Source organism: Pseudomonas sp. 22085, assembly GCF_052045815.1.
GTDB classification, from domain to species: domain Bacteria; phylum Pseudomonadota; class Gammaproteobacteria; order Pseudomonadales; family Pseudomonadaceae; genus Aquipseudomonas; species Aquipseudomonas glycinae.
On sequence record NZ_JBQEQA010000017.1, the window covers coordinates 13,528 to 32,696 of the forward strand.

General features: G+C 60.8%; 22 protein-coding genes. 12 read left to right on the forward strand and 10 right to left on the reverse strand.

All coding sequences use genetic code 11. The features are described from left to right. Window positions 1-39 precede the first annotated feature (39 nt). Window positions 40-483 carry a PilZ domain-containing protein gene (locus tag ACTJK7_RS20595; RefSeq protein WP_011335308.1) on the reverse strand — a complete coding sequence of 148 codons (444 nt, stop codon included), beginning with the start codon at window positions 481-483 and terminating at the stop codon, window positions 40-42. Here ACTJK7_RS20595 and ACTJK7_RS20600 point away from each other — a divergent pair. From ACTJK7_RS20600 to cysB, 5 genes are all read left to right on the forward strand, one after another. Next, window positions 482-868: a thioredoxin family protein gene (locus ACTJK7_RS20600; protein ID WP_108562910.1), complete on the forward strand. Its 387-nt coding sequence runs from the start codon at window positions 482-484 to the stop codon at window positions 866-868. The genes ACTJK7_RS20595 and ACTJK7_RS20600 overlap by 2 nt on opposite strands. After that, complete coding sequence (locus ACTJK7_RS20605; protein ID WP_108562909.1) at window positions 865-1,821, forward strand: putative 2-dehydropantoate 2-reductase; 957 nt, start codon at window positions 865-867, stop codon at window positions 1,819-1,821. The genes ACTJK7_RS20600 and ACTJK7_RS20605 overlap by 4 nt, the downstream gene beginning before the upstream one ends. A 23-nt stretch (window positions 1,822-1,844) precedes the next feature. Beyond that, on the forward strand, window positions 1,845-2,750 hold the full coding sequence (locus ACTJK7_RS20610; RefSeq protein WP_039770472.1) for a 5'-nucleotidase: 906 nt from the start codon (window positions 1,845-1,847) through the stop codon (window positions 2,748-2,750). 98 nt (window positions 2,751-2,848) lie between these two features. Next, entirely contained in the window at window positions 2,849-3,352 is a 504-nt protein-coding gene (locus ACTJK7_RS20615) for a universal stress protein (protein ID WP_007955683.1), read from the forward strand. A gap of 113 nt (window positions 3,353-3,465) precedes the next feature. Beyond that, a complete protein-coding gene (gene cysB, locus ACTJK7_RS20620) occupies window positions 3,466-4,440 on the forward strand; it encodes an HTH-type transcriptional regulator CysB (protein ID WP_003183769.1) in 975 nt (324 codons plus the stop codon). A gap of 8 nt (window positions 4,441-4,448) precedes the next feature. Here cysB and ACTJK7_RS20625 read toward each other — a convergent pair whose 3' ends face one another. Together ACTJK7_RS20625 and ACTJK7_RS20630 are read right to left on the reverse strand one after the other, a co-directional pair. Continuing rightward, window positions 4,449-4,931 (reverse strand): GreA/GreB family elongation factor, encoded by a 483-nt coding sequence (locus ACTJK7_RS20625; RefSeq protein WP_108562908.1) that lies wholly within the window; start codon window positions 4,929-4,931, stop codon window positions 4,449-4,451. 2 nt (window positions 4,932-4,933) lie between these two features. After that, a complete protein-coding gene (locus ACTJK7_RS20630; RefSeq protein WP_011335304.1) occupies window positions 4,934-5,341 on the reverse strand; it encodes a hypothetical protein in 408 nt (135 codons plus the stop codon). Between the two features lie 124 nt (window positions 5,342-5,465). Here ACTJK7_RS20630 and earP point away from each other — a divergent pair, with 124 nt between their 5' ends. Together earP and ACTJK7_RS20640 are read left to right on the forward strand one after the other, a co-directional pair. Next, window positions 5,466-6,608 carry an elongation factor P maturation arginine rhamnosyltransferase EarP gene (earP, locus tag ACTJK7_RS20635; RefSeq protein ID WP_108562907.1) on the forward strand — a complete coding sequence of 381 codons (1,143 nt, stop codon included), beginning with the start codon at window positions 5,466-5,468 and terminating at the stop codon, window positions 6,606-6,608. A 48-nt stretch (window positions 6,609-6,656) separates the two neighbouring features. Next, entirely contained in the window at window positions 6,657-7,226 is a 570-nt protein-coding gene (locus ACTJK7_RS20640; protein ID WP_003226785.1) for an elongation factor P, read from the forward strand. A gap of 65 nt (window positions 7,227-7,291) precedes the next feature. Here ACTJK7_RS20640 and ACTJK7_RS20645 read toward each other — a convergent pair whose 3' ends face one another. From ACTJK7_RS20645 to ACTJK7_RS20660, 4 genes are all read right to left on the reverse strand, one after another. After that, complete coding sequence (locus tag ACTJK7_RS20645; protein WP_011335302.1) at window positions 7,292-8,305, reverse strand: alpha/beta hydrolase; 1,014 nt, start codon at window positions 8,303-8,305, stop codon at window positions 7,292-7,294. A 33-nt stretch (window positions 8,306-8,338) separates the two neighbouring features. After that, window positions 8,339-8,758, reverse strand: a complete 420-nt coding sequence (locus tag ACTJK7_RS20650; RefSeq protein WP_007940002.1) for an organic hydroperoxide resistance protein — start codon at window positions 8,756-8,758, stop codon at window positions 8,339-8,341. 273 nt (window positions 8,759-9,031) lie between these two features. Then, the gene (locus ACTJK7_RS20655; RefSeq protein ID WP_064383306.1) at window positions 9,032-9,496 is read right to left on the reverse strand and encodes a MarR family winged helix-turn-helix transcriptional regulator; all 465 of its coding nucleotides are present in this window, start codon (window positions 9,494-9,496) and stop codon (window positions 9,032-9,034) included. 83 nt (window positions 9,497-9,579) lie between these two features. After that, window positions 9,580-10,536 carry a LysR family transcriptional regulator gene (locus ACTJK7_RS20660; RefSeq protein WP_085655145.1) on the reverse strand — a complete coding sequence of 319 codons (957 nt, stop codon included), beginning with the start codon at window positions 10,534-10,536 and terminating at the stop codon, window positions 9,580-9,582. 112 nt (window positions 10,537-10,648) lie between these two features. On the opposite strand from ACTJK7_RS20660, the gene ACTJK7_RS20665 reads away from it, so the two are divergent. Next, a complete protein-coding gene (locus ACTJK7_RS20665; RefSeq protein ID WP_064383301.1) occupies window positions 10,649-11,398 on the forward strand; it encodes a sulfite exporter TauE/SafE family protein in 750 nt (249 codons plus the stop codon). On the opposite strand, the gene ACTJK7_RS20670 is transcribed toward ACTJK7_RS20665, so the two are convergent. Then, window positions 11,388-12,242 carry a LysR substrate-binding domain-containing protein gene (locus tag ACTJK7_RS20670; RefSeq protein ID WP_170844876.1) on the reverse strand — a complete coding sequence of 285 codons (855 nt, stop codon included), beginning with the start codon at window positions 12,240-12,242 and terminating at the stop codon, window positions 11,388-11,390. The genes ACTJK7_RS20665 and ACTJK7_RS20670 overlap by 11 nt on opposite strands. Before the next feature lie 97 nt (window positions 12,243-12,339). Between ACTJK7_RS20670 and ACTJK7_RS20675 the strand changes: the two genes are divergently transcribed. Both ACTJK7_RS20675 and ACTJK7_RS20680 read left to right on the forward strand, forming a co-directional pair. Continuing rightward, window positions 12,340-12,558 (forward strand): DUF1127 domain-containing protein, encoded by a 219-nt coding sequence (locus ACTJK7_RS20675; protein WP_064383300.1) that lies wholly within the window; start codon window positions 12,340-12,342, stop codon window positions 12,556-12,558. A gap of 64 nt (window positions 12,559-12,622) precedes the next feature. Beyond that, window positions 12,623-13,849 (forward strand): winged helix-turn-helix domain-containing protein, encoded by a 1,227-nt coding sequence (locus tag ACTJK7_RS20680; RefSeq protein ID WP_440780172.1) that lies wholly within the window; start codon window positions 12,623-12,625, stop codon window positions 13,847-13,849. Between the two features lie 131 nt (window positions 13,850-13,980). Here the strand turns inward: ACTJK7_RS20680 and ACTJK7_RS20685 are convergent, their stop codons facing one another. After that, window positions 13,981-15,327 carry a class II 3-deoxy-7-phosphoheptulonate synthase gene (locus ACTJK7_RS20685; RefSeq protein WP_039770450.1) on the reverse strand — a complete coding sequence of 449 codons (1,347 nt, stop codon included), beginning with the start codon at window positions 15,325-15,327 and terminating at the stop codon, window positions 13,981-13,983. A 150-nt stretch (window positions 15,328-15,477) separates the two neighbouring features. Here ACTJK7_RS20685 and ACTJK7_RS20690 point away from each other — a divergent pair, with 150 nt between their 5' ends. Next, on the forward strand, window positions 15,478-16,233 hold the full coding sequence (locus ACTJK7_RS20690) for a spermidine synthase (RefSeq protein ID WP_007955705.1): 756 nt from the start codon (window positions 15,478-15,480) through the stop codon (window positions 16,231-16,233). A gap of 3 nt (window positions 16,234-16,236) precedes the next feature. Here ACTJK7_RS20690 and ACTJK7_RS20695 read toward each other — a convergent pair whose 3' ends face one another. Then, window positions 16,237-17,028 (reverse strand): crotonase/enoyl-CoA hydratase family protein, encoded by a 792-nt coding sequence (locus ACTJK7_RS20695; RefSeq protein ID WP_064383294.1) that lies wholly within the window; start codon window positions 17,026-17,028, stop codon window positions 16,237-16,239. A gap of 422 nt (window positions 17,029-17,450) precedes the next feature. On the opposite strand from ACTJK7_RS20695, the gene ACTJK7_RS20700 reads away from it, so the two are divergent. Further along, a complete protein-coding gene (locus ACTJK7_RS20700) occupies window positions 17,451-19,124 on the forward strand; it encodes a DEAD/DEAH box helicase (RefSeq protein WP_007955707.1) in 1,674 nt (557 codons plus the stop codon). Window positions 19,125-19,169: the final 45 nt, after the last annotated feature.

The window sequence follows — 19,169 nt, forward strand, 5'->3', positions numbered from 1 at the left end:
TCGCGTTAGACGCCTGCTAGACAATGGGCAAGTCGCTGTTCAGTCCAGCACAGGTTGCGCAAAAGCCTTGCGAACGGTGTCGTGGGAGAACTCGTCGGCGTGTTGTTCGACCCATTGCAGGGCCAGGGCCTGAATATCCTGGAGGTCATCGTGGGCGTCGTTGAGTCGGCAATAGCGTTCGATCTGACACACCTGCTCACCCATTCGCGCGCTGAACAGCGTCTGTTCGTCGGTGAAGGCGATGCCCACCAGATAACCTTTTTTACGTCGCAGGCACCAGGCCACGTAGCCCGGATAACAGATGTCGGCATTGAGGGTCGGCATACGAACCTGCAAGGCGGTCCCATGGCGCCAGGCGCGGTGGTAATTGCAAGCGATGCCGCCGAGGCTGATAGTGTGCAGCCGTTGACGCGAAATACACTCCGGTGTGAGCAAGGTCAATTCAACGGGTACATCATCCGGATGAGGAATAAACCGTCCCATGAGCACAGACTCCCTGTGTCGGCCATTTGACATTGTTTCCCCCAGTATAGTGGTCGAATCGCTGCTGACCGATTTCGACGCCGACCAACGGCTGCTGGCGATGAGCGGTGTTTCGCTGGTGGTTTTTACCAGCGTCGGCTGCGCCAGTTGCCGCTATGCCCGTGAGGTGTTGCCGGGTTTCGATCTGGCTGTCGATCGCGTGTGCTGGATCGATGCCGGTGACAACGGCGGACTGGTCGAGCGTTATCAGGTCTTTCATTTGCCGGCGCTGTTTGTGGTGCGTGACGGCGAGTTCTTTGGGGCTGTGCACACGCGCCTGAATGCCGATGAGTTGAACGCAGCCGTGGCGCAGGCGCTGGGTCGAATTGCAGAGGAGTTGCCATGATGGGAGCAGTCAACAAACCGGTGGTGGGGATTATCGGCACCGGCGCCATCGGAGGGTTCTACGGGGTGATGCTGGCCCGGGCCGGGTTCGATGTGCACTTTCTGTTGCGCAGTGAATTTTCCGCAGTCGCCGAGCGCGGCTTGCAAGTGGACAGTGCTGTGCATGGCGCATTGGCGCTGAACCCGGTGCAGGCCTATTCGTCAGCGGAAGACATGCCGCCATGCGACTGGCTGCTGGTCGGCGCCAAGACCACCAGCAATGCCGGGCTGGCGCCGTCGATCATTCAGGCGGCGAAGCCCGATGCGAAAGTGCTGGTGCTGCAAAACGGCCTCGACGTCGAAGACAGTTTGCGTGCGTTGCTGCCCGATTCCCTGCATTTGCTGGGCGGCTTGTGCCTGATTTGCGTTCATCGCGAGCGGCCGGGCCAGATCACCCACCAGGCGCTGGGCGCAGTGAACGTCGGCTATCACAGCGGCCCGGCAGCGGATGACGCGGCGCGCATGGCAATCGTCGAAGAGGGCGCCAGCCTGTTCCGCGCCGCCGGTCTTGATTCCCAGGCGATGCCGAACCTGCATCAGGCGCGCTGGCAGAAACTGGTGTGGAACATTCCCTACAACGGCCTTTCGGTGTTGCTCGGCGCCGGCACCACGCCGTTGATGGCCGACACGGACAGCCGCGCATTGATTCAGGCGCTGATGGCTGAAGTGGTGCAGGGCGCCAAGGCCTGCGGCCACGACATGCCACCCGGTTACGCCGAATACCTGTTCATGATGACCGAGAAAATGCCCGATTATTGGCCGAGCATGTACCACGACTTTCTGCACAAGCGACCGCTGGAGCTGGAGGCGATCTACGCTCGTCCTTTGGCGGCGGCGAAAGCGGCAGGCTGCGAGTTGCCGCGAATCGAATCGTTGTATCGCACATTGAGCTTTATCGACCGGCGCAACGTTTAAACCGGTCGCACTGGGGGAAAGGCATGGCCAAGAACATCGATGACAAACTGGTGCTGGCGATCTCGTCCCGTGCCCTGTTCGACCTGAGCGAGAGTCACAAGGTCTACCTGTCGAGTGGCGTGGAAGCCTATCGCCAATATCAGATCGAACACGAAGACGAAATCCTCGCGCCGGGTGATGCCTTCCCGCTGGTGGAAAAACTGCTCAACCTGAACAGCCGTCTCGGTCGCGCCCGGGTCGAGGTGATTCTGGTGTCGCGCAACAGCGCCGACACCGGCCTGCGCGTTTTCAATTCCATTGGGCATTACGGCCTGGCGATTTCCCGCGCGGCGTTCGTCGGCGGGCGCAGCCCTTATCCGTACCTGAAGGCTTTTGGTTGCGACCTGTTTCTCTCCACCCATGCCGAAGATGTGCGCGCTGCGCTGGATGCCGGTTTCGCGGCGGCGACCATTCTGTCCGGCGGCGCCAGTCGCGCGGCCAGCGATGAATTGCGTATTGCCTTCGACGGTGACGCAGTGCTGTTTTCCGATGAGTCGGAGCGCGTCTATCAATCCGGTGGCCTCGAAGCCTTCCAGGCCAAGGAGCGTGAATCCGCTCGCGAACCGTTGCGCGGCGGACCGTTCAAGGGCTTTCTTGCGGCGCTCAACCTGTTGCAGCGCGAGTTCTCCGATGAGGAGTGCCCGATTCGCACCGCCCTGGTCACCGCGCGTTCGGCGCCGGCCCACGAGCGGGTGATCCGCACCTTGCGCGAATGGGACATTCGTCTGGACGAGTCGCTGTTTCTCGGTGGACTGACCAAGTCGGCGTTCCTCGAAGCCTTTGCGGCCGATGTGTTTTTCGATGATCAGGCCGGTCACTGCGAGCTGGCCCGGGAGGTTGTGGCAACCGGTCACGTGCCCCACGGCATCAGCAACGAACCGGCGGTCTAAAGCCCACGTGGTTCAAGACGTTGCGTCGCACGTCGTACTCGCCAAGGCACTGCTAAGCTGAATCAAATCTCCGCCATGTTGGCACGCGAGGAGGTCATATGATTCGTTCGATGCTGTACGCCACTGACCTGGGTCTGTACGCACCGTTAGTGATGCAGCATGCCCTGGCGATGGCGCGAACGTTCAATGCCGACCTGTACGTGGTGCACGCAGTGGAACCCATGGGGCTGTTCGCCGAATCGGTGTTGCAGAGCTATCTCGACGAACAGGCGTTGAACGAATTTCACAGTCAGGGTCTGAAAACTGTCATCGCCAATATCGAGCAGCGGGTGCTCGACAGTTTTCGTGAAGAGCTGGGGGACGAGGGCGAGCAGGACCTGCAGCGGATACGCGCGGTGCGGGTGCTGCAGGGCGATCCGTCACAGGTGATTCTCGATCAGGTGCAGAAACTCTCTGTCGATTTGCTGATCGTAGGAAGTCACAGCCACGGGGTCGGGGCGGAAACGCCTTTGGGGCGAACGGCAGCCCGGCTGCTGCAATTGTCCAAGGTACCGGTTTATCTGGTGCCGCTGGTGGAGCGTCGGCGTCGGGAGGATCGCTGAAGCAGGAATAATGGCACTTTGATAAAAAAGTTCTAGATTTATTCTTCAAACCATTAATATAGTTATATACCGTCGCTGATGCCCGTGGCGTCTACCTGCTTTGAGGGATTCATATGAAGCTTCAACAATTGCGCTACATCTGGGAAGTGGCGCACCACGACCTCAACGTTTCCGCTACAGCCCAAAGCCTCTACACCTCGCAACCGGGCATCAGTAAACAAATCCGTCTGCTGGAAGACGAACTGGGCGTCGAAGTGTTCGCCCGCAGCGGCAAGCATCTGACCCGCGTCACTCCGGCCGGCGAGCGCATCATCACCACTGCCGGTGAGATTCTGCGCAAGGTCGAAAGCATCAAGCAGATCGCCCAGGAATTCTCCAACGAGAAGAAAGGCACCCTGTCGATCGCCACCACCCACACCCAGGCACGTTATGCACTGCCGCCGGTGATCAGCAATTTCATCAAGCAATACCCGGACGTGGCGCTGCACATGCACCAGGGTTCGCCGATGCAGATCGCCGAAATGGCCGCTGATGGCACCGTCGATTTCGCCATCGCCACCGAAGCGCTGGAGCTGTTCGGCGATCTGGTGATGATGCCGTGCTACCGCTGGAACCGTTGCGTGGTCGTGCCCCAGGGCCACCCGCTGACCAAGCTGCCGAAGTTGACTCTCGAAGCGCTGGCCGAATACCCGATCGTGACCTACGTGTTTGGTTTCACCGGTCGTTCGAAACTCGACGAAGCCTTCAGCCACCGCGGCCTGACGCCGAAAGTGGTGTTCACCGCTGCCGATGCCGACGTGATCAAAACCTACGTGCGCCTGGGCCTGGGTGTTGGCATCGTGGCGAAAATGGCGGTCGACACCAAACTGGATAACGACCTGGTGGTGCTCGATGCCAGCGAACTGTTCGAGTCCAGCGTGACCAAGATCGGTTTCCGTCGCGGCACCTTCCTGCGCGGCTTCATGTGCGACTTCATCGAGAAGTTTGCGCCGCACCTGACCCGCGAAGTCATGGCCAAGGCCATTCAGTGCCACAACAAGCAGGAACTGGAAGAGCTGTTCGATGGTGTCGAACTGCCCGTCCATTAAGTCCCTGTCTACAGCACCTCGGTGACAGCAAACTGTTGCCGGGTGCCCGCCACCAGAATCTCCACCTCGTCACCCTCGAACTTGCCCAGCAGGCTTTTGCCCAGCGGCGAGCGGGGGGTGATGACGGTAATCGGCTGGCCCACCACGTCGACTTTCACGCCCGCCGCATCCGGCGCCAGAAACAGCCATTGCTCGCGACCCTTTTCATCCTCCAGACCGAGCAGGGCGCCGACTTCAATCCCTCGTTGAACGTCATACGCGCGCAGCGTCAGGTTCTGGCACAGCGCCAGTGACTGTCGAATCTCCTCGACCCGTTTCGCCTGGCCTGCCGCCAGGTACGACGCCTCGAGTCCCAGGGTGTCGTACTTGTTTTCGGCGATGTTCTCTTCGTGGGTCGCGGTTTCGTAAGCGGTCAGCGCCGCGCGTTCGGCGATGTCGAGGTCAACGCGCAGTTTGTCGAGAATCAGTTGGTGAACGGTCTGTTTATTCATGATCAATCGCAGAATTGCAGGACATTGGCGCGGCTCTTTTCGCTAGGGGCCGTCTGATCCTGTTGCAGCCAGAACTGGCATTTGGGGTTCGACAGATTGCGTGTGCTGCCACGGGCCTGATCCAGGCGTGCCTGTTGCTCGTTCTTGCGCAGGTTTTCTTCGTACTGCTCGAACAGGCGGTTTTGTGGTTCAGGTTCTGGCTGTGGCTGGGCGGCCACCGGAGGCTTGCTCAGTTGTTGCACCGCCTCCGCCACGGGTTGCAACTGACGGCTGAAGAGTAAAGAAGCGAGCCAGCATGTCAGCGCGATGGCCAGGAAACCCAGCCACACACCCAAGGCAATGCTGCCGGTCAATTGCAGCGCGCTAAGCTGAACAGGCAAGGGGCGACGCGGGTTGGGACGATAGGGCATGACTGCCTCCTGGCGGATGAGTGCGGGCGGGAGTCGATTGTCGCACGAAGATTAATTGTCGTCGGCTCTTCTGCATGGAGGGATTTATGCGGACAATCGGTGCTTTTGCCAACGGGAGCCTTGAATGCCGCAACTGAACACCCGCTGGGACATTTTTTGTACGGTCGTCGACAACTACGGCGACATCGGCGTGACCTGGCGTCTGGCCCGACAACTGGTCAGCGAGCACGCAGTGGCGGTGCGACTGTGGGTCGATGATCTGCGCGCTTTCGAACGCATTTGTCCCGAAATCGACATCGGCCTCGATCAGCAATGGCAGCAGGGCGTCGAAGTCCGGCACTGGCCAGCCGAGTGGCAGGAGGCCGATGCGGCCGACGTGGTGATCGCTGCGTTTGCCTGCCAGTTGCCAAGCGTCTACATGGACGCCATGGCCGCAAGGGAAAAACCGCCGTTGTGGATGAACCTCGACTACCTCAGTGCCGAAGACTGGGTGGTCGGGTGCCACGGACTGCCGTCGGTGAAGTACAAGTCGGTGCAGAAGTACTTTTTCTTTCCGGGATTTCAGCCTGGAACTGGCGGCTTGTTGCGTGAAAGGGGTTTGCTGGAGCGGCGTCAGCAGTTTCAGCAGGATCCCAAGGTGCAGCGACAATTCCTGCAAGGTCTGGGGATCGTTCCTGCACCCGATGCGCAACTGATCTCGCTGTTTGCCTACGAGAATGCCGGGCTCGCCAGTTGGCTGGATGTGCTCGCGGCTGACTCCAAGCCTACCCATCTGCTGGTGCCGGAAGGGCGGATTCTCGGCGATGTCGCCCGTTGGCTCGGGGTCGAGTTGCTGGCGGTCGGGGCAATGCACGTTCGTCAGTCGCTGACCGTGCAGGTGCTGCCGTTCGTCCGTCAGGATCAATACGATCAATTGCTCTGGTGCTGCGATTTCAACGCGGTACGCGGCGAGGATTCGTTTGTCCGGGCCCAGTGGGCTGGCCGTCCCATGTTGTGGCACATCTATCAGCAGGACGAAGACATCCATCTGGACAAGCTCGACGCCTTTCTTGCGCTCTACACAAACCGCCTTTCGCCTGCCGCCGCCGAGGTGATGAACGGTCTCTGGCGGGCCTGGAGTGCCGGGCAGACTATCGGCGACCACTGGCTTGAGGCCCGCAAACACTGGCCCGAACTGCAGGAAAATGCCCGCGCGTGGTGTCTGGAACAGGCCTTGCAGGCGGATCTTGCGACGGCGCTGGTACAGTTTTACCGAAATTGGATATGATACGCGGCCTAGATTTTTGTAAATCCCATCCAAATTCGGATATTCGCAATGAAAACTGGTAAAGAACTCAAACCCGGTACCGTGATCCGTATCGACAACGATCCTTGGTTGGTTCAGAAAGCTGAATTCACCAAATCGGGCCGTAACAGCGCGATCATGAAGACCAAGCTGAAGAACCTGCTGACCGGTTACAAGACCGAAACCGTCTACGGTGCGGACGACAAGCTGGACGACGTGATCCTGGACCGCAAAGAAGCGACCCTGTCCTTCATCAGCGGCGACACCTACACGTTCATGGACACCACCGACTACACCATGTACGAGCTGAACGCCGAAGACATCGAAAGCGTTCTGCCTTTCGTTGAAGAAGGCATGACCGACGTTTGTGAAGCCGTGTTCTTCGAAGAGCGTCTGGTTTCCGTAGAGCTGCCGACCACCATCGTGCGTCAGGTCGACTACACCGAAGGTTCCGCTCGCGGTGACACTTCCGGCAAGGTGATGAAGCCTGCCAAGCTGAAGAACGGTACCGAGCTGTCGGTTGCTGACTTCATCGAAATCGGCGACATGATCGAGATCGATACCCGCGAAGGCGGTTCCTACAAAGGCCGTGCCAAATAAGCACTGCTTTTTGCGGAAAGAAAAAGCCCGACCATTGAGTCGGGCTTTTTTGTGCCTGATGAAAGTTACTTTTTCAGGTGCTGCTTCAGTTCTTCCGAGGCCTGCAGCATCGCCGAACGTACCGCCGGTACCTGGCTGACCACGTTGAGCAAACCGTAGTCGTGGATCATGCCGTTGTAGCGCACCGAGGTCACCGGCACGCCGGCTTCGTCGAGTTTGCGGGCGTAGGCTTCACCTTCGTCACGCAGCACGTCGGCCCCCGCAGTCTGGACCAGAGCAGGCGGCAGACCTTTCAACTGCGCAGTGGTGGCCCGCAGCGGCGAGGCGTAGATCTCGTTCCGCTGGTTGGCGTCGGTGGTGTAGTTGTCCCAGAACCACTTCATCATGTTGCGGGTGAGGAAGTGTCCCTCGGCATACTGGTTGTACGAACCGGTGTCGAAATTGGCATCGGTTACCGGCCACAGCAGCACCTGGAATTTGATCGCCGGGGTGCCTTTGTCTTTGGCCATCAAGGCGACGACTGCCGCCATGTTGCCGCCGACGCTGTTGCCCGCCACCGCCAGACGCTTGCCGTCGACGTTGATTTCTTTGCCGTGTTCGGCCACCCATTTTGTAGCGGCATAAGCCTGGTTGATCGCCACCGGGTAATGCGCTTCCGGCGAGGGGGTGTAATTGACGAACACCGCCGCCGCCCCCGAGCCGACCACCAGATCCCGCACCAGACGTTCGTGGGTCGGGAAATCCCCCAGCACCCAGCCGCCGCCGTGGAAGAACATGAACACCGGCAGCTCGCCCTTGACCCCGGCCGGCCGGACGATGGTCAGGCTCAACGGTTGGCCATCGACCTGGATGGTTTTCTCGCTGACGTCCGCCTTGGGCAGCGTCAGTTTGACCCCCGACTGCGCGCCCGTCAGCACGGCGCGGGCCTCCTTGGGCGTCAGCTGTTCCATCGGTTTGCCGGTGCCGGCATTCAGCACATCGAGAAACGCCTGGGTGTTGTGCTCAACCTCCCCGGCAAATGCGCTGTGGATGGACAGGGCGAGAAGGGTACCGGTCAAGACTTTGCTGAAAGTGTTCATGTTCATTTCCTGTACGGGCCTGAGTGTCAGTGATTACACGGTGACGTGCAGACGCACATCGACGTTGCCACGGGTGGCGTTGGAGTACGGGCAGACCTGGTGGGCTGCGTCGACCAGGCTTTGTGCGTCAGCCTGTTCCAGACCCGGCAGGCTGATGTGCAAGTCGATGTCCAGACCGAAACCACCAGGAATCTGGCCGATGCCGACGTGAGCGGTGATCGAGGCGTCGTCCGGGATTTTGCGTTTGGTCTGGCTGGCGACGAATTTCAGGGCGCCGATGAAGCAGGCCGAGTAGCCGGCGGCGAACAGTTGCTCAGGGTTGGTAGCCGCGCCACCAGCACCGCCGAGTTCTTTCGGGGTGGCCAGTTTGACGTCGAGGACGTTGTCGCTGGAAATCGCACGACCGTCACGGCCGCCAGTGGAAGTTGCGATTGCGGTGTAGAGAGTTTGCATGGTGTGAGCCTCATCAAGTGTGGTTTGTTGCGCTAATTGTTTGCGCGCTAACTAGGTGCGAAGTGAATGTACTGCGCAAATATTTAGCGCGCAAGATAAATTTTTGAAGAGAGCGGGAATTGACACTTGAATCGGGCAGGGTCGTGATCTCAAGTTTTTGATATAGAAGGTTTTTTTGAATCTGAAACGAGAGGAAAATTTTTTCGAGGATAAGCGGGGGAAGGTGCGATATGCCTGCGGGCGCAAGGCAGCGCCCACAGGAAAGGGGAATCTTTAAGTGAGGCTGTCCTGCAAATGACCCCGCAAGGCCTGCAACTCGGCTTGCAGGTTTTGCAGGCGCTCCAGCGTGAAGCCGCTGGCCCCCAGGATGCATTGCGGCACGGTCCGGGCCTTGTCTTTCAAGGCGCGTCCCTGGGCAGTCAGCTCTACGATCACCACTCGCTCATCCTCACGGCTTCGCGTTCGGCTGAGCAATCCTTCACCTTCCAGACGCTTGAGCAACGGGGTCAGCGACCCTGGATCGGTCAGCAGGCGCGTGCTGATTTCTCCGACGGTCAAACCATCCTTCTCCCACAACACCATCATCGCCAGGTACTGCGGATAGGTCAGACCAAGCGCTTGCAGCAGTGGCTTGTAGACCTTGGTCATCATCAGCGAAGTGGAATGCAGGGCGAAGCAGGCCTGATTGTCGAGCAGCAGATCTTCGCAATGATCGGTGGTGTTGCGGTCGGTGGTCATGTCGGTGCCTTGAACGGTAATGCAGATGAATCTAGCGCTCGAATCTTTAATGCGCCAGACAATTGTGCCCGGTGGTGAATCGGTCAGTGCCGGCCCAGCTCCCGTTGCAGGGCCAGATCCCACGGCGGCACAGGGCTGAACCGGGTCTTGAGGTACTCCAGCAACAGGCGGCTGCGGGAGCTGGCCTGCTGTTGCAGCCGCAGCGCGTAAATGCCGGCGCTTTCCGGCGTTGGCAGGCCATTTTCACAGAACAGCGGCAGCAACTCGCCACGCAACAGGTATTCGCTGGCCAGCCAGGTCGGCAGATGCGCAATCCCAAGCCCCGCCAGTGCACCGCAGACCAACGCCTCGGCGTTGTTGGCGCTCATGCGTACCCGCGCCGGGCGATGCAATTGCATCTGCCCGTCCTGCGCGAATCGCCAGGCGAAGGGTGGGGCGAGGCCGTCCCAATCGAGGCCGTCATGCTCGCTCAATTGCGCGGGCTCGCCCGGCACGCCCCGACGCTTCAGATAGTCGGGGCTGGCGCAGGCAATGCGCACGATGCTCGCCAATGGCGTGGCCACCAGCCGGGTGTCGGCCATCTGCCCGGCGCGCAACACCAGATCGACCTTGCCCAGGTTCGAACCGTCCATGTCGACAAAGCTGTCGATCAGATGCAGTTGCACGTCGAGCCCCGGATACAGCACCAGAAAATCGGCAATTACCGGCGCCAGATGCCGACGCCCGAATGCTGCCGGCGCATCCACCCGAATCAGGCCTTCCGGGGCGCTGCTCAGGGACACCGCTTCGGCCCGGGCCAGTTGCAACTCGGCCACAATCCGCCGCGCCCGTTCGGCAAATGCCAGACCCGCCGGCGTGGCCCGCACCGCATGGGTACTGCGGATGAACAGCTGACTGCCGACAGCGCTTTCCAGACTGTCTATGCGCCGGGCAACGGCGGATGGCGTCAGCGGATGCCGGCGCGAAGCCGCAGAAAAGCTGCCGCTCTCCAGCACATCGAGAAACAGCCCGAGTTGTTCGGTCAATTGATTGGGGTTCATCGATCAGCTCAGCGCCTATGCGAAGTTGGCACAGCCATTGTGCGTTGCTGTGCGTTTCCGTGCCAGCGCCGACTGCGTACGATGAGCTGACTGACGTATGAGGAATTGTGCTGTGATCGAGTTTTTGCTGTACCTGTTGTTTGGCGCCGCCCTCGGCACTCTGGGTGGGATATTCGGCATCGGCGGTGGCTTGATCGCCATTCCGCTGCTGGGCGTGTGGTTCGGGCTTGATCAGCAAATCGCCCAAGGCACGGCGCTGGTGATGGTGGTGCCGAACGTGATGCTGGCGCTGTGGCGTTATCACCAGCGCAACCGCATTGAACTCCGCCATGCGTTGCCGCTGGCGGTGATGGGATTTTGTTTCGCGTGGATCGGTTCGATCTGGGCCGTGGGTATCGACGCGCAAACCATGCGCATCGGGTTTGTCGCGTTCCTCGTGGCGCTGTCGGCCTACAATCTGGTGCGCATGTTCGGCACTCGCCCGGCGGCGACGTCCGAGATGCGTTATTCATGGCCATGGCTGGGCGTACTCGGCGCGGCGTCGGGCGCGATGGGCGGTTTGTTCGGTGTCGGCGGGGCGGTGGTGGCGACGCCGGTGCTGACCAGCCTGTTCGGCACCACTCAGGTGGTCGCTCAGGGGCTGTCTCTGGCGCTGGCGTTGCCGAGCACCGGTGTCACGCTGGTGACGTACGCGGTGCACCACGAAGTGGACTGGATGATTGGCCTGCCGCTGGCCATCGGCGGTCTGGCCAGCATCAGTTGGGGCGTGAAAGTGGCCCACGCGATGCCGGAAAAACTCCTGCGTGGGCTGTTCTGCGGGTTCCTGGTGCTGTGCGCGGTGATGCTCGCGTTTAAAGTTTGAAGCCTTCGACGATGTGCTCGGCCAGGCACTCGGTGATCGGCGAGGGATTGTTGAGGTTGCGGATCAGCATGATGCTGGCCTCGGGCAGCAGCGGCAGATTTTCGGCATCTCCAAGAATCCGCATGTCGGGGGTAATCAGGCTTTCCAGTTGCGCGGTGATCGCCAGGCCGGCGCTCACCACTGCCATCAGCGCCGACAGGCTGGTGCTGTTGTAGGCAATCCGGTATTCGCGGCCCATCGCGTCCAGCGCATTGCAGGCCCACAGGCGGCAGAAGCAATCACTGTTGAACATCGCCAGCGGCAACGGCGTCTGTTCGTGGGCGCTGAAGTTCTGCGCCTCGGCCCAGACAAAACGCTCCTTGCGCAACAACTGGCCAATTTCGTTGCCCGGCTCACGGGTGACAATCGACAGATCCAGATCCGTGCGTTGCAGCAACTGTTTGGTCGACTCGCAATGCACTTCGATCTGGATCAGCGGATAGAACTGGGCAAAGCGCGACAGGATCCCCGGCAGAAACCGCATCACGTAGTCATCCGGCGTGCCGATCCGCACCGTGCCGACCATGTGCGGCTCGCGCAGGGTGTTGAACACCTCGCTGTGCAATTTCAGGATGCGCCGCGCGTAGCCAAGCAACACCTGGCCTTCGGCGGTCAGGCGCACCTGACGCCCGTCGCGTTCGAACAGCTGGCGCTGCAACACATCCTCTTCCAGACGCTTCATCTGCATGCTCACCGCCGATTGGGTGCGGTTGACCATCTCGCCGGCACGGGTGAAACCGCCCTGATCGGCAATTGCGACAAAGGTGCGAAGGACATCGGTATCGATACTGGGATACGCCGACAATTGATGAATCTCCGTGATGCATGCCATCAGAAACATTCGTTGGATTGATCGTAGCTCTGGCGGGAGACTTGAGCCATCCCTAAAGGAGGGCAACACGATGAAAGGTCAAAAACTCTATGTAAGTGATCAAAAAGCTGTACCGATGCATCTGATTTCCGATCTGCTGCACAAGTTTAGCCGTTGGTACGAACTTCACCGCGAACGCGAACTGCTCGCCAGCCTGAGCGACGAAGCGTTGAAGGACATCGGGGTCAGCCGTGCCGATGTCGAACATGAGTCGGTGCGGCCGTTCTGGGACGATCCGATGCATAAATGATGAGGCCATTGCTACACAAACCACTTTCAAGTGAGGTAGGTTGCGAGCAGACATGGAGGTACACATGCCCGCGACGCTGTCCTTCCCCCTTAAACAGGCTCGACGTCTGGCACTGGCTGCCCAAGGGTTTCACGGGCGCCAGCCGCCGGCTGTCAAGGCCATGCACCTCAACCGGCTGATCGAGCGTCTCGGCCTGTTGCAGATCGACTCCGTCAACGCCGTAGTGCGCTCGCACTACCTGCCGCTGTTTTCTCGTCTTGGTTCCTATTCTTCCGATTTGCTCGACCAGGCTGCCTGGAGTTCGGGGCGACGTCGTTCGCTGTTCGAATACTGGGGCCATGAAGCGTCGCTGCTGCCGTTGTCGATGTACCCGTTGATGGGCTGGCGCATGCAGCGGGCCAGGCGCGGTGAAGACATCTATCAGCAATTGGCGCGTTTCGGTCGCGAGCAACAGGACACCATCCGCCGGGTGCTGGCGTCGGTCGAAGAGCAGGGTGCATTGGGCGCCGGTAGCCTGTCGACCCGCCAGGTAAAGGCCGGACCGTGGTGGGACTGGAGCGCGGAGAAGCACGCGTTGGAATGGTTGTTCGCTGCCGGCGAAGTCACTGTGGCCGGGCGTCGTGGTTTCGAGCGGTTGTATGACTTGCCGGAGCGGGTGATTCCGGCTTCTGTGCTGCACCAGCCACTGCTCGATGAAGCCGAGGCGCAACGCGTTTTGCTGTTGCATGCAGCGCAGGCGTTGGGTGTCGGCACGGAAAAGGACCTGCGTGACTACTTCAGGCTGAACCCCTCCGATGCGCGCCCGCGCCTGGCGGAACTGGTCGAGGACGGACAACTGCTGACCTGCGAAGTCGCCGGATGGCGCCAGATTGCTTATTGCCTGCCCGAGCCGAAAGTCCCTAGAAAAGTCGAAGCCAGCGCGCTGCTGTCACCCTTCGATTCACTGATCTGGGAACGCAGCCGCACCGAGCGGCTGTTCGATTTCCGCTATCGGCTGGAGATCTACACGCCGCAGGATAAACGGGTCTACGGCTATTACGTGTTGCCGTTTCTGCACAACGAACGGATCGCTGCGCGGGTTGATCTGCGCGCCGAACGGGCGGCTGGGCGGTTGGCGGTGCATGCGGTGCACGAGGAAGAAACCGGACTGGATGACGCGGGGATGCTGGCGCTGGCGCTGAACTTGCGGCGCATGGCGGACTGGCTGGGGCTTGAGCAGGTGCAGCTCAATTGTCAGCGGGAAAGTGCGGGGAGGTTGCGGATGGCGCTGGCTCGGTTTGGTGGTGACTGAACTGCCGCCATCGCTGGCAAGCCAGGCTCCCACAAGTAGTGTGTCGAATACATAAATTGCATACGACACAAACTCTGTGGGAGCGGGCTTGCCCGCGAAGAGGCCAGCTCAGACGCTAAAGATATCGAACCTTAGCGACGAACCTGCTTCAGCGTTTCAGCGATCAAGAACGCCAGTTCCAGCGACTGATCGGCATTCATCCGCGGGTCGCAGTGGGTGTGATAGCGATCCGACAAGCCATCCTCAGTGATCGGCCGCGCGCCACCGATGCACTCGGTGACGTTCTGCCCGGTCATCTCGATGTGGATGCCGCCCGCGTAGCTGCCTTCCGCTTCATGTACCTGGAAGAACTGTTTCACTTCGCCAAGGATCTGCGCGAAGTCGCGGGTCTTGTAACCGCTGCTGGCCTTGATGGTGTTGCCGTGCATCGGGTCGGAGCTCCACAGCACCTGCTTGCCTTCGCGCTGTACCGCGCGGATCAGCGCCGGCAGGTGATCGCCGACCTTGTTCGCGCCCATCCGCGCGATCAGGTTCAGACGACCCGGATCGTTGTCCGGGTTGAGCACGTCGATCAGGCGGATCAGGTCGTCGGGGTTCATGCTCGGGCCGACTTTGACCCCGATCGGGTTGTTCACCCCGCGCAGGAATTCGACGTGGGCGCCGTCGAGCTGACGGGTGCGGTCGCCGATCCACAACATGTGCGCCGAGCAATCGTAGTAATCGTTGGTCAGGCTGTCGCGGCGCACGAAGGCTTCTTCGTAGTTCAGCAGCAGCGCTTCGTGGGCGGTGAAGAAACTGGTCTCGCGCAGTTGCGGCGAGCTGTCCATGCCGCAGGCGCGCATGAAGGCCAGGGTTTCATCGATGCGGTCGGCCAGATGGCTGTACTTCTCCGCCAGCGCCGAGTTGGCGATAAAGTCCAGGTTCCACTTGTGCACCTGATGCAGGTCGGCAAAACCGCCTTGGGCGAAAGCGCGCAGCAGGTTGAGGGTGGCGGTGGACTGGTGATACGACTGCAGCAGACGCTCCGGATCCGGTACGCGGCTGGCGGCGTCGAAACCGATACCGTTGACGATGTCGCCGCGGTAGGCCGGCAGGGTCACGCCGTCGATGGTTTCGTCGTTGGCCGAGCGCGGCTTGGCAAACTGGCCGGCCATGCGCCCGACCTTGACCACCGGGCAACCGGCAGCGAAGGTCATGACGATCGCCATTTGCAGCAACACTTTAAAGGTGTCGCGAATCTTCGCGGCGGAGAACTCGGCAAAGCTTTCTGCGCAGTCGCCGCCTTGCAGCAGGAAGGCCCGGCCCTGGGTGACTTCGGCGAACTGACGGCGTAGCTCGCGCGCTTCGCCGGCAAACACCAGCGGCGGGTAGCTGGCCAGCGTCTGCTCGACCTGGCGCAGATGCGCGGCGTCGGGGTATTGGGGTTGTTGCTGGATCGGCAGGGCGCGCCAGCTGTCAGGGCTCCAGGGTTGGCTCATCACGGTCTCTAAGGTTCTACGCACGGACGGCCATGTTAGCAGCAATTAGTACGTGACCTGCTCCCGCCGCTTCGCCGACAATCGCCGCTTTGCCACGGCACCGCAGCGGTGCCATCGCGTCACCGCGCCCGGTGACCACCAGGAGACGAAATGACTGAGGAGCGCGTCGAGCTGTTGCTCGCCGAGGTACAGGATGAGTTCGGCGTGATTCGCGTGCTGGAAGTGGCCGACTACCGCTTTCTGGAGTTCGGCGATGCGATTGAGCAAAGCTGCGTGTTTACCGCCGACCCGAGCTGGCTGGAGTACGACTACACCCGGGCGATGCTGATTGGTGCGCTGTGTCATGAACAACCGGAGAGCGCGCTGTTTCTCGGGTTGGGCGCAGGAACGCTGACCCAGGCCTGCCTCAAGTTCCTGCCGCTGGAAGATGTCGAAGCCATCGAGCTGCGCCCCGACGTACCGCGTCTGGCCATCGAATACCTCGGGCTGGATGACGATCCACGGCTGTACATCCGCGTTGGCGATGCTCTAGAACTGCTGCCGACAGCAGAACCGGCGGATCTGATCTTCGTTGATCTGTACACCGATGTCGGTCCCGGCGCGGGGCACCTTGCGTGGAATTTCCTCGGCGATTGTCAGAAACGTCTGAATCCCGGTGGCTGGCTGGTGATCAACCAATGGGCCACCGATGACGGCAAACCCTTGGGCGCGGCGCTGCTGCGCGGGCTCTATCACCGGCATTACTGGGAGCTGCCGGTGAAGGAGGGCAATGTGATTCTGATCGTGCCGGCGGATCTTGATCAGGTGCTGGACATGCAGGCGCTGACCGCCCGGGCTGAAGCGCTGGCGCCTAAGCTGGGCTACTCGTTGCAGACGTTGATCAACTGCATCCGTCCGGCGACCTGATCTTCAAAGGCCTTTGAAAACGCCGGGCCTGCGCTCCACCAGCGAGCGCACACCTTCCTTGGCGTCTTCAGTGGCCAGCAACTTCTTCACCAGCGGCGGCAAGCTCTTAGCCGCTGCGGTCTCGCCTTCATAGCGCGCCTGACGCGCCGACATCAGCGTCGCCTGCACGCCCAGCGGCGCCTGCCGGGCAATCCGTTCGGCCAGTTCGATGGCGCGTGGCAGCAGATCCTCGCTGGCCATGACTTCCTGCACCAGCCCTAGGCGCAAGGCGTCATGGGCATCAAACTCATCGCCGGTCAGCAGCCAGCGCATGGCATTGCCCCAGCCGGCGATCTGATGAAAGCGCAATGTCGCACCGCCGAACGGAAAGATCCCACGCTGCACTTCCATCTGCGCGAATCGAGTATTGCTGGCGCACAGGTTGATGTCGGCGGCGAGCATCAGCTCGATGCCGATGGTCAGGCAGTAACCCTGCGCAGCGACGATCACCGGTTTGCTGACCCGTGGTCCGACGAAAACGCCCCACGGATCGCAACCGCCGGGCGGCACCTGCCAGCCCTGGGCGAGGGCAGAACTGGCGTTGACCAGATCGAGCCCGGCGGTGAAATGCTCGCCATGCCCGAACACCACCGCCACCCGTGCGTTACTGTCGGCCTCGAATTCGCCATAGGCCAGGGCCAGGTCGTTGAGCAGGTCGAGGTCGAAGGCGTTGCGCTTGGCAGCGCGGTCCAGACCGATCAAATGCACATGACCGTGGCGCGCACGGCTCACGCGGCCGGGGCAGGGCTGATTCATGGGTGTTTCCTCGCAGGGGAAGAAAGGGTGCAGCGACCAGATGCCGCACATCGGTGAATCGTTTAAGCGCCATCGCCCGCAGGGCCGGGGTCTTTGAAAAGTAGACCTTTGCCCGATTATCCGCAAAACCCCGTTACACAGCGGTGACAACTGTATTTTGCCGATAAAAAAAGCTCCCTTTTTGGGCAAATTCCGGTATAGTGCGCGCCGGCCTTTAACCGGGCCGCGTTTAGGTAGCGCAATTCCCCGAAGTCAGCTTCGGCTGCACGTCCGCACTGCGGGCTCTTCCTTGACGATTCTTTTTCATTCATTCGTTTTCGCAAATCCCCGCCGACAAAGCTGCCAGGGCGACTCTTGAGTCTCAACACGGCATGTGCAGCTTTGGAGCATGGGTCTTTGCGGATGCACTTAGAGGCAGACCCATGACCCAGGAAATCGGCGGCTTCGCCGCTCTTGAACTTCATCCCAATATTGTCGCTGCAGTAGTCGCTACCGGCTATGAAGAGCCTTCGGCCATTCAGCAGCAGTCGATCCCGATCATCCTCGCCGGTCACGATATGATTGGTCAGGCGCAAACCGGTACCGGTAAAACCGCTGCCTTTGCCCTGCCTATCCTGCACCGCATTGATCCGTCCAAGCGCGAGCCGCAAGCTCTGATCCTGGCCCCAACTCGTGAGTTGGCGCTACAAGTTGCAACCGCTTTCGAAACCTACGCCAAGCAAATGCCGGGCGTGACTGTTGTGGCTGTCTACGGCGGCGCGCCGATGGGCCCACAATTGAAAGCAATCCGTAATGGCGCACAGATCGTTGTCGCCACTCCGGGCCGTCTGTGCGACCACCTGCGTCGCGACGAAAAAGTGCTGCAGACCGTGAACCACCTGGTTCTCGACGAAGCAGACGAAATGCTCAAACTGGGCTTCATGGACGACCTCGAAGTCATCTTCAAGGCCATGCCGGAAACCCGTCAGACCGTATTGTTCTCGGCGACCCTGCCGCAATCGATTCGTGCCATCGCCGAGCGTCACCTGCGCGATCCAAAGCACGTGAAGATCCAGAGCAAGACCCAGACCGTTACCGCGATCGAACAGGCTCACTTGTTGGTTCACGCTGACCAGAAGACTTCTGCCGTTCTCAGCTTGCTGGAAGTGGAAGATTTCGACGCTCTGATCATGTTCGTGCGCACCAAGCAAGCGACCCTGGATCTGGCCAGCGCCCTCGACGCCAAAGGCTACAAAGCCGCCGCGTTGAACGGCGACATCGCCCAGAACCAGCGTGAGCGCGTGATCGACTCGCTCAAGGATGGCCGTCTGGACATCGTTGTGGCGACCGACGTTGCCGCCCGTGGTCTGGACGTTCCGCGTATCACCCACGTGTTCAACGTGGACATGCCGTACGATCCGGAATCCTACGTACACCGTATCGGCCGTACCGGCCGTGCCGGTCGCGAAGGCCGCGCGCTGCTGCTGGTGACGCCGCGTGAGCGCCGCATGCTGCAGGTAATCGAGCGTGTGACCGGTCAGAAAGTTGCCGAAGTGCGTCTGCCGGACGCCCAGGCCGTTCTCGATGCCCGCATCAAGAAACTGACCAACAGCCTGTCGCCGCTGGTGGCTGACGCCGAATCGACTCACGGTGATCTGCTGGATCGCCTGACTGCCGACATCGGTTGCACCCCGCGTGCCCTGGCTGCCGCTCTGCTGCGCAAGGCCACCAATGGTCAGGCGCTGAACCTGGCAGCGATCGAGAAGGAACGCCCACTGGTGCCGAACAGCGCACCGCGTGGCGACCGTCCTGAGCGTTCCGGTGATCGTCCGGACCGTGGTGATCGTGAGCGTCGTGCACCGATGCCGCTGGGCGAAGGCCGTGCCCGTTGCCGTACCGCGCTGGGCGCGCGTGACGGTATCGCGGCGAAAAACCTGCTGGGCGCCATCCTCAACGAAGGTGGTCTGGCACGTGAAGCCATCGGTCGCATCCAGGTGCGTGACAGCTTCAGCCTCGTCGAGCTGCCGGAAGATGGTCTGGACAAACTCCTGACCAAACTGAAGGACACTCGCGTTGCCGGTAAGCAGCTGAAACTGCGTCGCTACCGCGAGGATTGATCCGCCCTTGGGCTGATTGATCGAACATAAAAAATCCCCGACTGG